The sequence below is a fragment of the Pseudomonas simiae genome, assembly GCF_000934565.1.
Classification (GTDB): domain Bacteria; phylum Pseudomonadota; class Gammaproteobacteria; order Pseudomonadales; family Pseudomonadaceae; genus Aquipseudomonas; species Aquipseudomonas simiae.
Genome location: NZ_CP010896.1, coordinates 2540535 through 2554320, shown reverse-complemented (window position 1 = coordinate 2554320; position 13786 = coordinate 2540535). Strand labels below are relative to the sequence as shown.

At 61.5% G+C, this 13786-nt stretch carries 13 protein-coding genes; 9 read left to right on the top strand and 4 right to left on the bottom strand.

Annotated elements, in window-relative coordinates; genetic code table 11:
- Positions 1 to 6 precede the first annotated feature (6 nt).
- Positions 7 to 342, top strand: coding sequence for a thioredoxin family protein (locus tag PF1751_RS11530; RefSeq protein WP_044287041.1), 336 nt, complete (start codon positions 7 to 9; stop codon positions 340 to 342).
- On the opposite strand, the gene PF1751_RS11525 is transcribed toward PF1751_RS11530, so the two are convergent.
- From PF1751_RS11525 to rpiB, 3 genes are all read right to left on the bottom strand, one after another.
- Positions 332 to 1894: a TerC family protein gene (locus tag PF1751_RS11525; RefSeq protein WP_044287040.1), complete on the bottom strand. Its 1563-nt coding sequence runs from the start codon at positions 1892 to 1894 to the stop codon at positions 332 to 334. The two genes, PF1751_RS11530 and PF1751_RS11525, sit on opposite strands and share 11 nt — an antisense overlap.
- Before the next feature lie 263 nt (positions 1895 to 2157).
- The gene (locus PF1751_RS11520) at positions 2158 to 3138 is read right to left on the bottom strand and encodes a sugar-binding transcriptional regulator (protein WP_010210972.1); all 981 of its coding nucleotides are present in this window, start codon (positions 3136 to 3138) and stop codon (positions 2158 to 2160) included.
- 63 nt (positions 3139 to 3201) lie between these two features.
- The gene (gene rpiB / locus PF1751_RS11515; RefSeq protein ID WP_010210973.1) at positions 3202 to 3663 is read right to left on the bottom strand and encodes a ribose 5-phosphate isomerase B; all 462 of its coding nucleotides are present in this window, start codon (positions 3661 to 3663) and stop codon (positions 3202 to 3204) included.
- 283 nt (positions 3664 to 3946) lie between these two features.
- Between rpiB and PF1751_RS11510 the strand changes: the two genes are divergently transcribed.
- From PF1751_RS11510 to dhaL, 7 genes are all read left to right on the top strand, one after another.
- A complete protein-coding gene (locus tag PF1751_RS11510; protein ID WP_010210976.1) occupies positions 3947 to 5434 on the top strand; it encodes a sugar ABC transporter ATP-binding protein in 1488 nt (495 codons plus the stop codon).
- The gene (locus PF1751_RS11505; protein ID WP_010210977.1) at positions 5431 to 6408 is read left to right on the top strand and encodes an ABC transporter permease; all 978 of its coding nucleotides are present in this window, start codon (positions 5431 to 5433) and stop codon (positions 6406 to 6408) included. The genes PF1751_RS11510 and PF1751_RS11505 overlap by 4 nt, the downstream gene beginning before the upstream one ends.
- A 34-nt stretch (positions 6409 to 6442) precedes the next feature.
- Positions 6443 to 7450, top strand: coding sequence for a substrate-binding domain-containing protein (locus tag PF1751_RS11500; protein WP_010210978.1), 1008 nt, complete (start codon positions 6443 to 6445; stop codon positions 7448 to 7450).
- An 87-nt stretch (positions 7451 to 7537) separates the two neighbouring features.
- Positions 7538 to 8293, top strand: coding sequence for an SDR family oxidoreductase (locus PF1751_RS11495; protein WP_010210979.1), 756 nt, complete (start codon positions 7538 to 7540; stop codon positions 8291 to 8293).
- A 27-nt stretch (positions 8294 to 8320) separates the two neighbouring features.
- Positions 8321 to 9436 carry an erythritol/L-threitol dehydrogenase gene (locus PF1751_RS11490; protein ID WP_010210982.1) on the top strand — a complete coding sequence of 372 codons (1116 nt, stop codon included), beginning with the start codon at positions 8321 to 8323 and terminating at the stop codon, positions 9434 to 9436.
- Positions 9437 to 9492: 56 nt separating this feature from the next.
- Positions 9493 to 10494, top strand: coding sequence for a dihydroxyacetone kinase subunit DhaK (locus PF1751_RS11485; protein ID WP_044287039.1), 1002 nt, complete (start codon positions 9493 to 9495; stop codon positions 10492 to 10494).
- Positions 10495 to 10497: 3 nt separating this feature from the next.
- Positions 10498 to 11145 (top strand): dihydroxyacetone kinase subunit DhaL, encoded by a 648-nt coding sequence (dhaL, locus tag PF1751_RS11480; RefSeq protein ID WP_010210985.1) that lies wholly within the window; start codon positions 10498 to 10500, stop codon positions 11143 to 11145.
- On the opposite strand, the gene PF1751_RS11475 is transcribed toward dhaL, so the two are convergent.
- Positions 11102 to 11998 (bottom strand): LysR family transcriptional regulator, encoded by an 897-nt coding sequence (locus PF1751_RS11475; protein WP_044287038.1) that lies wholly within the window; start codon positions 11996 to 11998, stop codon positions 11102 to 11104. The genes dhaL and PF1751_RS11475 overlap by 44 nt on opposite strands.
- A 150-nt stretch (positions 11999 to 12148) precedes the next feature.
- Between PF1751_RS11475 and PF1751_RS11470 the strand changes: the two genes are divergently transcribed.
- The gene (locus tag PF1751_RS11470; protein ID WP_044287037.1) at positions 12149 to 13684 is read left to right on the top strand and encodes an MFS transporter; all 1536 of its coding nucleotides are present in this window, start codon (positions 12149 to 12151) and stop codon (positions 13682 to 13684) included.
- The last annotated feature ends 102 nt before the right edge of the window (positions 13685 to 13786 follow it).

Below are 13786 nucleotides of genomic sequence, written 5' to 3'. Positions count from 1 at the left end.
ATGTCGATGAACTATGTAAATGCCGTGATTGCGGACAAGGCTGCGTTTGAGCGCGAACTGGAGACGGCGCAGCCCGTTTTTGTGGTGTTTATGTCACATGACTGCACGGCGTGCAGTGACGCACTGCCACGCTTCATGCGCATCAGCGAACACTACAAGGACCACGTCAAAATCTTGATCCTTGATTGCCTCGACACCCCACGACACCCAAGTGTCGACCGCATCCCGATGCTGCTGATCTACCACAACCAGAGACTGCTCGAAGCCCTTCCCGGCCTTGGCGAGCAAGCGCTGAAAAGTGCCTTCAAGCAGTACACCCAACTACCCGCCGTTACGCCCTAGGCAAAGGCGCCAGGCAAACTTGCGTCACCCGCCGCTCCTCCACCGCCGCGACCGTCAGGCGCCAGCCCTCATGTTCCAGGCTATCGCCCACTACCGGAAGGCGGTCGAGCAGGCTCATGACCAGGCCGGCCAATGTCTGGTAATCCTCGGTCGCAGTCGCCCTGAAGCCGGTGCGCTGGCGAACCAGGTTAAGGTTCAAGGCGCCATTGGCGCGGAAGCCATCGCCCTCTTCGACGATATCCGGGCCCTCGATTTCGCTGGCATCCGGCAACTCACCCGCGATGGACTCCAGGATATCGGTCATGCTCAACACCCCCATGAAATCACCGAACTCGTTGATCACGAACGCGATATGGGTCGACTCCTGGCGCATTTGCTCCAGGGCATTGAGGATCGAGAAACTGTCCAGCAAATTGATCGCCCGGCGTGCCAGGTGCTCCAGGTTCGGCTCGTTGCCGGCCAGGTATTCCTTGAGCAATTCCTTCTTGTGCACGAAGCCCAGCGGCTCATCGACGGCGCCGTTGCGGATCAATGGCAGCCGTGAGTAGGACGAATGCATCAGCTTCAAGCGAATACTGTCAGGATCGTCCGCCAGATCGATGCAGTCGACCTTGGCCCGCGGGGTCATCAACGTGCGGATCGGGCGTTCGGCCAGCTGCAGCACACCGCTGATCATCACGCGCTCACGTCGGTCAAATAGCGGACCTTGCGCGGCATCCGGCTCGCCCAGCAGGTCAGCGACCTCTTCACCCACTTCTTCCACGGCCAGGCTGCGACCACCCAACAAGCGCATCACGGCATGGGCCGTGCGCTCACGCACCGGCAGCACGCCTTGGGCCGATTTCTTGCGACGTGAACGGGCGATCTGGTTGAACACTTCGATCAGGATCGAGAAACCAATCGCCGCGTACAGGTAGCCCTTTGGAATATGGAAACCCAGGCCTTCGGCGGTCAGGGCGAAACCGATCATCATCAAGAAACCCAGGCACAGCATGATCACTGTCGGGTGCGCATTGACGAAGCGGGTCAGCGGCTTGCTTGCCACGATCATGAGGCCGATGGACACGATCACCGCGATCATCATCACCGCCAACTCGTCCACCATGCCCACGGCGGTAATCACCGCATCCAGGGAGAACACCGCATCCAGCACCACGATCTGCGCCACGATCGGCCAGAACATCGCGTAGGCGACATTGCCGGTACGCTGGGCCACATGGCCTTCCAGGCGCTCGTGCAATTCCATGGTGGCCTTGAACAGCAGGAACACACCACCAAACAGCATGATCAGGTCACGGCCCGAGAAGCTCTTGTCGAACACCTCGAACAACGGCTGGGTCAGGGTCACCAGCCAGGAAATACTCGCCAACAGGCCCAGACGCATCAGCAGCGCCAGGGACAAGCCGATCAACCGCGCGCGGTCACGCTGCTCCGGTGGCAACTTGTCCGCCAGGATCGCGATAAACACCAGGTTGTCGATGCCCAGCACCAGTTCCAGCACAATCAAGGTCAACAGGCCGAGCCAGGCCGTTGGATCCGCTAACCATTCCATTTATTGAGTCTCTTCAGTCATCGATTTTCAGAATGCCGGGCACGGCAAGGCGCGGTCAGTGGACCGGTACAAGGTTAGCAGTCGGAATACGGGGTGCTTCAGAGGGAACAGCGGCAGCGTAAGTCTTGGGGAAAGACGACTGGGGGGCTCCGAGAGGGTGTTCATGCAAGTCCTGAAATAGCAAAAGGACTTGAATCCTACATCTGAAACACAAATTTCCTACAGCGCGAAACTATTACTAAATCTGTACCCCCCTGCAGGCGTCAGGATTTTCGGGTAGCGTCGTCCAACGCCAGAATGGTGTGCGCATTGGTCACCGTCGTGGCCAGCGTATTGATCACCCCCGACCGCAACGCCCCCAGGGTCGCCGCCGCCTTGGTGTTCTCGCTGGCAATCGCCACCACATCCGGGATGCGAAACAACTCCGGCACCGTCAACCCAATCACCCTGCCCTGTATGGCGTTGACCGCAGGCTGGCCGTGAATGTCGATAAAGTCATACCCCATCATGTCGCCGACAGTGCCGGACAAACGCGCCTGGGCGATTTCCTGCGGTGAAAACCACCCCATGCGCACCATATTGCTGTTTTCGCTCATGTCGCCAATACCGATCAACGCAATATCCGCACGCCGCGCCCGATCCAGCGTCGAGCGCACGGTGTCGTTATTGATCAGCACCCCGCGCAATTCCGGGTTCGCCACCAGGGCCGGAGCATACAAGCTTTCACTCTCCCCCCCGAAGCGCAGCGCCAGGCGCCGACAGATATGGTCGGGGTTCATGTATTCGCCGGCCTTGAGCGAACCACCGATGGCGCAGACAAATGTGCAATTGCGTGTCACCGGCAAGAACACGTTGTCGGCCACGGCCCCGACGTTGCGCCCCATGCCCACCGCGACAATCATGCCATCGCTCAACGTCTTGTTCAGGTAGTTGGCCACCAGGCTGGCGACGGCCGAGCGCTGGGTGTCAGGCTCACTGTGGTCGACGGCGATCAATGCGCGATCCAGCTTGAAGCGCTCCACCAACGCGCGCTCCAGCTCATTGTTCATCGCCGGATGCTGCAGCACGCGCACCTCGACAATCCCTTCATCGCGCGCACGCTTAAGCAGGCGGCTGACCTTTGCCCGCGACAGATCGAAGCGCTTGGCGATGGCTTCCTGAGTGACGTTCTCGAGGTAATAGAGCATCGCCACTTCGGTCATCTGATCGATATCGCTGGCAATGCGCTGGGTACTGTCACTCATGGGGACGGGCTTCCGTTTCGGCGTCAAAGGCGCATTCTCCCGACTCTTGCCCCGTTTAGTCCACTACTGATGCCCGTCGCGCTCGATCGCATTGATACGCTCGACCTTGGCGCCGGAACGCGCCGACTCAAACTCCGACTCCAGAAACGATTTGACGATGCTTTTGGCCAGCTCCGCACCGATCACCCGCGCACCGATGGACAGGATTTGCGCATCGTTGCTCTTGCGCGCCCGCTCCGCCGAATAGGTGTCGTGGGCCTGGGCCGCGCGAATGCCCAACACCTTGTTGGCGGAAATGGCCATGCCAATCCCGGTGCCACACACCAACACACCCAGCCGCTGCTGCCCGGCATTGATCGCGTTGGCCACGGCCAGGGCGATGTCCGGGTAAAGCACGGGCGCGGTGGAATGGGTGCCGAAGTCGGTCACCGGGTAACCCAGCGCCTCGATATGGCGCTTCAACAGCTCTTTGAGCTCAAAACCCGCTTCATCGCATCCGATAGCCACCGGGAAAGGTGTGTTCATGGCGTCTGGCTCCACTGCCGTGATCGTGTTTATGACCGATCATATGATCAGTCAGTGAAATTATGCTCACACATTTCGCGGTCAACCACCCCTCACTGTCAAGCATGATTTAACTGACTCGCCAGTCAATGGCGCCTAAATAGGCGTTATTCACGCACAAGATCAGAATTATGGCTTTTACATGAAAGAGATTGACTGATCAGAATTTCATTTGATACACATATGCTCACAGCGAAACATGACTGTGCGACCTAATAAGAATTCACAGCACGAGGACACGCCAATGGCCAGGCCATTACTGCTCCAGGCTGAACACGTCGCCAAGGCTTACGCCGGGGTCCCTGCCTTGCGTGACGGGCGCCTCTCTCTGCGGGCCGGCAGCGTCCACGCCCTGTGCGGCGGCAATGGCGCGGGCAAATCGACATTTCTGAGCATCCTGATGGGCATCACCCAGCGTGACGCCGGCAGCATTCTGCTCAACGGCGCGCCGGTGCAGTTCAACCGCCCGAGTGAAGCGCTGGCAGCGGGGATCGCGATGATCACCCAGGAGCTGGAACCTATCCCCTACATGACAGTCGCCGAGAACATCTGGCTGGGACGCGAACCACGCCGCGCCGGTTGCATCGTCGACAATAAGGCCCTTAACCGTCGCACCCGCGAATTGCTCGACAGCCTTGAGTTCGACGTCGATGCCACCAGCCCGATGCACCGCTTGAGCGTCGCGCAGATCCAACTGGTGGAAATCGCCAAGGCCTTCAGCCATGACTGCCAGGTGATGATCATGGACGAACCCACTTCGGCCATCGGCGAACACGAGGCGCAAACCCTGTTCAAGGCCATCCGCCGCCTGACTGCCCAGGGCGCCGGCATCGTCTATGTGTCGCACCGCCTGAGCGAACTGGCGCAGATCGCCGACGACTACAGCATCTTCCGCGACGGCGCCTTTGTTGAAAGCGGGCGCATGGCGGACATTGATCGCGACCATCTGGTACGCGGCATCGTCGGCCAGGAACTGACCCGCATCGACCACAAGGTCGGCCGCGAATGCGCTGCCAACACCTGCCTGCAAGTCGACAACCTGAGCCGCGCCGGGGAGTTCCACGACATCAGCCTGCAACTGCGCCAAGGCGAAATCCTCGGCATCTATGGCTTGATGGGCTCGGGGCGCAGCGAGTTTCTCAACTGCATCTACGGCCTCACGGTCGCGGACTCCGGCAGCGTCACCTTGCAAGGCAAACCCATGCCGATCGGACTGCCTAAGGCGACCATCAATGCCGGCATGTCCCTGGTCACCGAAGACCGCAAGGACAGCGGCCTGGTGCTCACCGGCAGCATTCTTTCCAACATTGCCCTGTCGGCCTACAAGCGCCTGTCGAGTTGGTCGCTGATCAATGCGCGCAAGGAAACCCAGCTGGCCGAGGACATGGTCAAGCGCCTGCAGATCAAGACCACGTCCCTGGAATTACCGGTGGCGTCCATGAGCGGCGGCAACCAGCAGAAAGTGGTACTCGCCAAATGCCTGTCCACCGAGCCGGTCTGCCTGCTGTGCGACGAACCGACCCGCGGCATCGATGAAGGCGCCAAGCAGGAGATCTACCACCTGCTCGACCAATTCGTACGCGGCGGTGGCGCCGCCATTGTGGTGTCTTCGGAAGCCCCGGAGCTGCTGCACCTGAGCGATCGCATCGCCGTATTCAAGGGCGGCCGGCTGGTGACCATCAGCACCGACACCGCCCTTTCCCAGGAAGCCTTGTTGAGACTTGCCTCATGAATGCCAAAACCATCACAGCCCCCGTTACTGCCGCGCCGCGCAATCGCCTGCGTCTGTCCCTCGACCGTTTCGGCCTGCCGCTGGTGTTTATCCTGCTGTGCGTGGTGATGGCGTTCTCCAGCGAGTACTTCATGACCTGGCGCAACTGGATGGACATCCTGCGCCAGACCTCCATCAACGGCATCCTCGCGGTAGGCATGACCTATGTGATCCTGACCAAGGGCATCGACCTGTCGGTGGGTTCGATCCTGGCCTTTGCCGGGTTGTGCAGCGCCATGGTCGCGACCCAGGGTTATGGCCTGCTGGCAGCGGTCAGTGCCGGGATGTTTGCAGGCGCGATGCTCGGCGTGGTGAACGGCTTCATGGTCGCGAACCTATCGATCCCGCCGTTCGTGGCCACCCTGGGCATGCTCAGCATTGCGCGCGGCATGACCTTCATCCTCAACGATGGCAGCCCGATCACCGACCTGCCCGACGCCTACCTGGCGCTGGGCATCGGCAAGATCGGCCCGATCGGCGTGCCGATCATCATCTTTGCCGTGGTCGCACTGATCTTCTGGATGGTGCTGCGTTACACGACTTACGGCCGCTATGTGTACGCGGTGGGCGGCAATGAAAAGAGCGCACGCACCTCAGGCATCGGCGTGCGCAAGGTGATGTTTTCGGTGTACGTGGTCTCGGGCCTGCTCGCCGGACTGGCTGGCGTGGTGCTATCGGCCCGTACCACCTCTGCCCTGCCCCAGGCCGGGGTTTCCTATGAGCTGGACGCGATTGCCGCCGTGGTGATCGGCGGCACCAGCTTGTCGGGCGGCACCGGCAGCATTGTCGGCACGCTGTTCGGCGCACTGTTGATCGGGGTGATCAACAACGGGCTGAACCTGCTCGGCGTGTCCTCTTATTACCAACAGGTCGCCAAGGGCCTGATCATCGTGTTCGCAGTACTGATCGACGTGTGGCGCAAGAAAAAACGCTAGAGAACGACCTACAACAATAACCGGAGTTCTACTCATGAAACTTGGTACCACCCTGGCCGCCACAGCGGCCCTCTCCCTGCTCGCCTGCAGTATCGCCATGGCCGCCGATGGCAAGACCTACAAGGTCGGCGCAGCCGTCTACGGCCTCAAGGGCCAGTTCATGCAGAACTGGGTCCGCGAGCTCAAGGAACACCCGGCGGTCAAGGACGGCACCGTGCAGTTGACCGTGTTCGACGGCAACTACGACGCCCTCACCCAGAACAACCAGATCGAAAACATGGTGACCCAACGCTACGACGCCATCCTGTTCGTACCGATCGACACCAAGGCCGGCGTCGGCACCGTCAAGGCGGCCATGAGCAACGACGTGGTGGTCATCGCCTCCAATACGAAAGTAGCCGATGCCTCCGTGCCGTATGTGGGTAACGATGATGTCGAGGGCGGCCGCCTGCAGGCCCAGGCCATGGTCGACAAGCTCAATGGCAAAGGCAACGTGGTGATCATCCAGGGGCCGATTGGCCAGTCGGCGCAGATCGACCGGGAAAAAGGCGAACTGGAAGTGCTGGGCAAACACCCAGACATCAAGATCATCGAGAAAAAGACCGCCAACTGGGACCGCGCCCAGGCCCTCGCACTGACCGAAGACTGGCTGAACGCCCACCCCAAAGGGATCAACGGCGTGATCGCGCAGAACGATGACATGGCCCTCGGCGCCGTACAGGCCCTGAAGTCCCACGGGCTGACCTCCAAGGATGTGCCCGTCACCTCTATCGATGGGATGCCCGACGCGATCCAGGCGGCGAAAAAAGACGAAGTCACCACCTTCCTGCAAGACGCCCAGGCACAGTCCCAGGGCGCGCTGGACGTGGCGCTGCGCGCACTGGCCGGCAAGGACTACAAGCCGCAGTCGGTGATCTGGGAGCGCTATGCCAAGGAGGTGAAATGGGGTGACGGCACGGCCAAGAACTACATCCTGCCGTGGGTGCCGGTCACCAATGCCAACGCCGATGCACTGTACAAACAAGTCAGCGGCGGCAAATAACGGTTTTGACCTGTAAATGCGCGCCAAATGTGGGGGAGCCACCGCCCCCATATCGGACCGCCACCGTTTTCGAAAATGGAGTTATTCATGTCTGGATTCTGGAACCAAGCCTTCGACCTGACCGGCCATTGCGCGGTGATTACCGGTGGCGCCGCCGGGATCGGCCTGGCCTGCGCCAGCCTGCTGGTGGAACGCGGCGCGCGCGTGGCCCTGCTGGACCGTGACCCCGCGGTGGTCGAGGTAGCCGCCGGCCTGGGCGCCGGGCATCTGGGCATTGCCGTCGACCTCGGTCAGATCGGCCAGATACAACACACCATCGATACGGTTTTCGCACACTTCCAACGCCTGGATTACTTGATCAACAGCGCCGGCGTGGTGCTGCTGGACAAGGCCGTCGATGTCAGCGAAAGCGCCTGGGACACCACCCTGGACATCAACCTCAAGGCCAGCTTCTTCGTGGCCCAGGCCTGCGCCCGGCACATGCTCGCCCAAGGCAGCGGGCGCATTGTCAACCTCGCTTCCCAGGCCGCCGTGATTGGCCTGGACCGGCATGTCGCCTACTGCGCAAGCAAGGCCGCCATTGTCGGCATGACCAAGGTACTGGCCATGGAGTGGGCCCCACAGATCAACGTCAATGCCATCTCCCCGACCATCGTCGAGACAGCCCTGGGCAAGAAAGCCTGGGCCGGCGAAGTGGGTGAAAAGGCCAAATTGCAGATCCCGGCGGGCCGCTTTGCCCAGCCGGAAGAAATCGCCGGGCTGGCGCTGTACTTGCTCAGCGATGCCGCACAGATGATCACCGGCGCCAACATGGTGATCGACGGCGGCTACAGCATTCAGTAATTCATCTTCTTGTCGTGAGGTTTTGTCATGTCCACCGTCACCGAACGCACACCTGAACAACTGTCCCCGGTCATCCCGAAAACCATGCAGGCCGTGGTTTGCCATGGCCCGGAAGATTACCGCCTGGAAACCGTCGACGTGCCCGTGCCGGGCCCCGATGAAATCCTCACCAAAGTCGAGTTGTGCGGCATCTGCATGGGCGACATCAAGACCTATCGCGGCGCCCCGTCGTTCTGGGGTGACGCCGAACAACCCCGCTACGTGAAACCGCCCATGATCCCCGGCCATGAATTCGTCTGCCGCGTGGTTGCCTTGGGCCCAGGCGCAGAGAAACGAGGGGTGAAGGTCGGTGACCGGGTGATTTCCGAACAAATCGTGCCGTGCTGGGGCTGCCGCTTCTGCAACCACGGTCAATACTGGATGTGCCAGAAGCACGACCTGTATGGCTTCCAGAACAATGTGCAGGGCGCCATGGCCCAGTACATGATCTTCACCAAGGAAGGCATCATCCACAAAGTGCCGGACTCTATCGCCCCGGACGAAGCAATTCTGATCGAACCACTGGCATGCTCACTGCACGCCGCGGAACGCGCCAATGTGGATTTCGACGACGTGGTGGTGGTCGCCGGCGCTGGCACCCTGGGCCTCGGGATCATCGGCGCGGTGCGCATGCGCAACCCGAAAAAGCTCATTGTCCTGGACATGAAGCCGGAGCGCGCCGCCCTCGCCCTGCGCATGGGCGCCGACGAGGTCTGGAACCCGGCCGAGGAGGACGTGCTGGCGAAAATCCGCGAGATCACCGACGGCTACGGGTGTGATATCTACATCGAGGCCACCGGGCACCACAAGGCGGTGAACCAGGGCCTGGCCATGCTGCGCAAGCTGGGCCGCTTCGTCGAATTCAGCGTGTTCAATGACGAGGCCACCGTGGACTGGTCGATCATTGGCGACCGCAAGGAGTTGGACGTGCTGGGCTCGCACCTGGGACCGTACATGTACCCGCGCGCCATCGATTTCATCGGCAACCGCAAGATCGACATGCGCGACGTCGTGACACACACATTTGCGCTGGCGGATTTCAAGGAAGCGTTCGCTGTCATGGAGCGCGGCGATAAGTCGCTGAAGGTGGTGCTGCAACCCTGACCGCGCACCCACCGCTTCTGCGCCTACCGTTAACAACAAGAACAGGAACCCGCGTTATGAATCGAGTCATCAACGATCCGGACCAGGTGGTCGAGGACATGCTGCGCGGCATTCTGGTCGCGCACCCCGAACTGCGCCAGTACGAGACCAACCCACGCGTCATCGTCAAGGCCAAGCCTTCTGGGCCTGGCCGCGTCGGCATTGTCACCGGGGGCGGGTCGGGCCATGAACCGGCCTTTCTCGGCTATGTCGGCCCGGGACTGGTGGATGCGGTGGCCGTCGGCGAGATCTTCTCCTCGCCCACTGCCAAGAGTTTTTTCGACGCGTTTCGCGCAGCCGACCATGGCGCAGGTGTGGCTTGCCTTTACGGTAACTACGCTGGCGACAACATGAACGTGAAGCTGGCAATGAAAATGGCCGCCAGCAAAGACATGCGTATCCGCACCGTGGTCGCCAACGATGACGTGGCGTCCGCGCCCAAAGCCGAGATTGCCAAGCGCCGTGGCGTGGCCGGGGAAATCTTCATGTGGAAGATCGGTGGCGCCGCTGCCGCCCAGCATTACGACCTGAACGGCGTGATCCGGGTCGCGCAGAAGACCGTCGACCACTGCCGCTCGATTGGTATCGGCCTCACGCCGTGCACCATTGCGGCAGTGGGCAAGCCGAACTTCCAGATTCCCGACGGCCAGATGGAACTCGGCATAGGCCATCATGGCGAACCGGGCATCGACGTAATCCCGATCGAACCGGCCGCCGCCATGGCCGAACGCATGCTCGCGCCGATCCTTGCCGACCGCGACTTCAGCCAGGACAACAGCGTGGTGGTGCTGGTCTCGGGCCTGGGCGCCACGCCGGTCATGGAGCTGTATATTTTCTACGCTGAGGTCGAAAAACAGCTCACGGCTAAAGGTTTGAAGATTCACCGTTGCTATGTGGGCAATTACTTCACGTCCCTGGAAATGATGGGCGTAACCCTGACCTTGCTCGGCCTCGACGCCGAGCTTACAACCCTGATCGATCAACCCTGCCGCTCCATCGGCATGACCCAGGCGGAGTGAACCATGAGCCAGTATTTTTCCACCCGCGACGGCGGCGCCATCGTCAGCGACCTGGTCAGCGTGATCGTCGCCAACCGTGAATACCTCAGTGAAATCGACGGCGCCATCGGCGATGGCGACCACGGCATCAACATGGCCAAGGGCTTCGCCCATTGCGGGCGCACCCTCGAAGGACGCCAACTGACCCTGGCCGAAGCACTCGACGAGCTGACCCTCAGCCTGATGGAGGGCATCGGCGGTTCCATGGGCCCGCTGTATGGCAGCCTGTTTATCGGCATGGCCGATGAAGTGCGCAACAGCGACGACATCGACGCCGCGACTTTTGCTCATTTGCTGCGCGGCGGGTTGACCTCGTTGCAGGACATTACCGAAGCGGGGGTGGGCGACAAGTGCCTGATGGACACCTTGATACCGGCGGTCGAAGCCTTTGAGCAGGCACACGCCACGGGGGCCTCCTTCAGCGAAGCACTGGACGCAATGAAAGCCGCCGCATCACAGGGCCGCGACTCGACCAAGGACCTGGTGGCAAAGATCGGCCGCGCCAGTCGCCTGGGCGAACGCTCCCTTGGCGTGTTGGATGCCGGCGCCGTGTCGTGTTGCCTGATCCTTACGCGCCTGGCCGACTCGGTACAGCCGCGACTGTCTGCTTGATCTGCTGGAGATACCGCGCCACCGCCGGCGCTTGCTCGAAGCGCCGGTGAATCAGCGACAGCCACGACGACGCGTCACTGCCCTGAATGCTGCGGTACACCACGCCAGGCAAACTCACATGCCCCACCATTGACGCCGGCACCACCGCCACACCCTGCCCGAGTGACACCAGCGCCACCACCGCCACCAATCCACCGGGTTGCGGCCCCAGGCGCGGCGCGTAGCCGCCTTGCGCGGCCACCTGCAAAGTGCCACTGATTTGCTCCGGCAAGATAAATGTCTCGTTTTGCAGGTGCTCGCAACCGATGGCCTTGAGGCCCAGCAGCCACGAGTCCTGCGGCAGCGCCAATACAAACCCCTCACTGTCCAGACGCACCGCCTCGACACCCTCAGGCAGGGTCATGGGCGAGCGGATATAACCAATATCGACACGCCCGTCCGCCACCGCGCCAGGCAACGTCGCCATCGCACATTCGCGCACATTCACGCTCACATCCGGAAACGCCTGGACGAACGCCTGCATTTGCCGCTGCAACAGCCCCGAATACACCGCCGACGCCACGTAGCCCAATTGGATATGACCGATCTCGCCACGCCCAGCGCGCTGGGCATTGCGCTGGGCGAACTCGAACTGGCGCACGGTAGCTTCGGCTTCGATCAGCAAGGCGGCGCCGGCTTCGGTCAAGCTGACCTCGCGCTGCTGGCGGACGAACAAGCGCGTACCCAGCGTCGTTTCCATGTCCTGGATCTGGCGGCTCAACGTCGGTGGCGCAATGCCCAACTGCTCGGCGGCCCGGGTGAAGTTGCGCTGGCGGGCTACAGCCAGGAAGTAGCGAAAATGACGGATGTCCATAACAGGATTAGCTCAAAGGTAATGAAGTGCTTCACGGCGGCTAACAAAGACGTCGCCGGCCGAGATTAAGCTAACGGCACTTGAACACTAGAGAGCCTTTGCAATGTCCGTCAACTGTCTTTTCCGCATTGCCTGCAAGGTAATTCAATCATGAGCCGAGTCAGTCCGCGCCTCACCTTATTGACGGCGTCCGGCGTCTGTTCGCTGATCGTGCTCGACACGAACATCGTCGCCGTCACACTGCCCAGCATCGCCCGTGATCTGGGAGCAAATTTTGCCGACATCGAATGGGTCGTCAGCGCCTACATGCTGGCCTTTGCCGCACTGTTGTTACCCGCCGGCAGCATCGCCGATCGCTTCGGCCGCAAGAAAACCCTGGTCTGGGGGCTGAGCATCTTTATCCTGGCGTCCCTCGGCTGCGGTGCCGCGCCCAACGCGTTGTTTCTGGACATCGCTCGCGCGATCAAAGGCGTCGGCGCAGCCCTGCTGTTGACCTCGGCACTCGCCACCATCGGCCACACCTTCCACGACGATGTGGAACGGGCCAAAGCCTGGGCCTTCTGGGGCGCCTGCATGGGCGTGGCCATGACCGCCGCACCGACCCTGGGCGGCTTGATCACCGAGTACCTGGGCTGGCGCTGGATTTTCTATCTGAACCTGCCAGTGGGCCTGGCCTTGATGGCGCTGGTACTGCGTGCAATCCCGGAATCCCGCGATACCCAGTCGGCACGGCTCGACCCCTGGGGCAGCCTGGCCTTCAGCGCCAGCCTGTTGTGCCTGATGTGGGGCCTGATCGAAGCCAATCGCATTGGCTGGGACAACCCGTTGACCTACGCCCGGCTCATCGGCGGCGCGGCATTACTGGGTGTATTTGTCCTCGTCGAGCGTGTGCAACAGCGGCCCATGGTCGACCTGCAACTGTTCCGCCACCCGCGCTTTATCGGAGCCTTGCTGGGGATGTTTGCCTACGCCGGTTGCGCCCAAGTGATGATGACCTTGTTGCCGTTCTACCTGCAGAACGGCCTGGGGTTCTCCGCGATTGACTCGGGCCTGGGCATGTTGCCGTTTGCGCTGACCCTGTTGATCTGCCCACGCATTGGCGCACGCCTGGCGGGGCGATTGACACCCGCTACGATGATGGCTGGTGGCCTGACACTGGTGGGCAGTGGCAACCTCTTGAGTGCCTGGGCGGTAAACGTGGGAGGTTACCTGCCTTTTGCCTTGGCGATTGCAGTTACAGGCGCCGGGGCAGGTCTGCTCAATGGCGACACGCAGAAAAACATCATGGTCTGTGTGCCGCGAGACCGTGCCGGTATGGCGTCGGGCATGAGCACCACCATGCGCTTCAGCGCGATCATGTTGGCGATCGGCGTGTACGGGGCGTTATTGAGCCGTCATAGCGAGCAGTTGTTGAGCGCAAGCATCGGCGCACAATGGCAGGCTCAGGTTAACGGCATTGCTTCACGCGTAGTCGCCGGGGATATGTCGGCAGCGATGGGTTTGTTGCCGGAGTCGGCACGCGCACTGGTGCAGCCGCTGGCGCGACAGGCGTTCGTGGGTGGGTTCAGCGCGGTGTTGTGGGTGGCGGGCGTATTCGGGTTGCTGGGGGCGCTGGTGGTGGGGATGTTGATGCGTAACCCGATACCTTCAGCCCCACAACAACTCCCCCTGCGGGCACCGAACTGAATGTGGGAGCGGGCTTGCTCGCGAATGCGGTGTGTCAGGAACAGATGCACTGACTGAGACATCGCATTCGCGGGCAAGCCCGCTCCCACAGGGGGGGGGGGT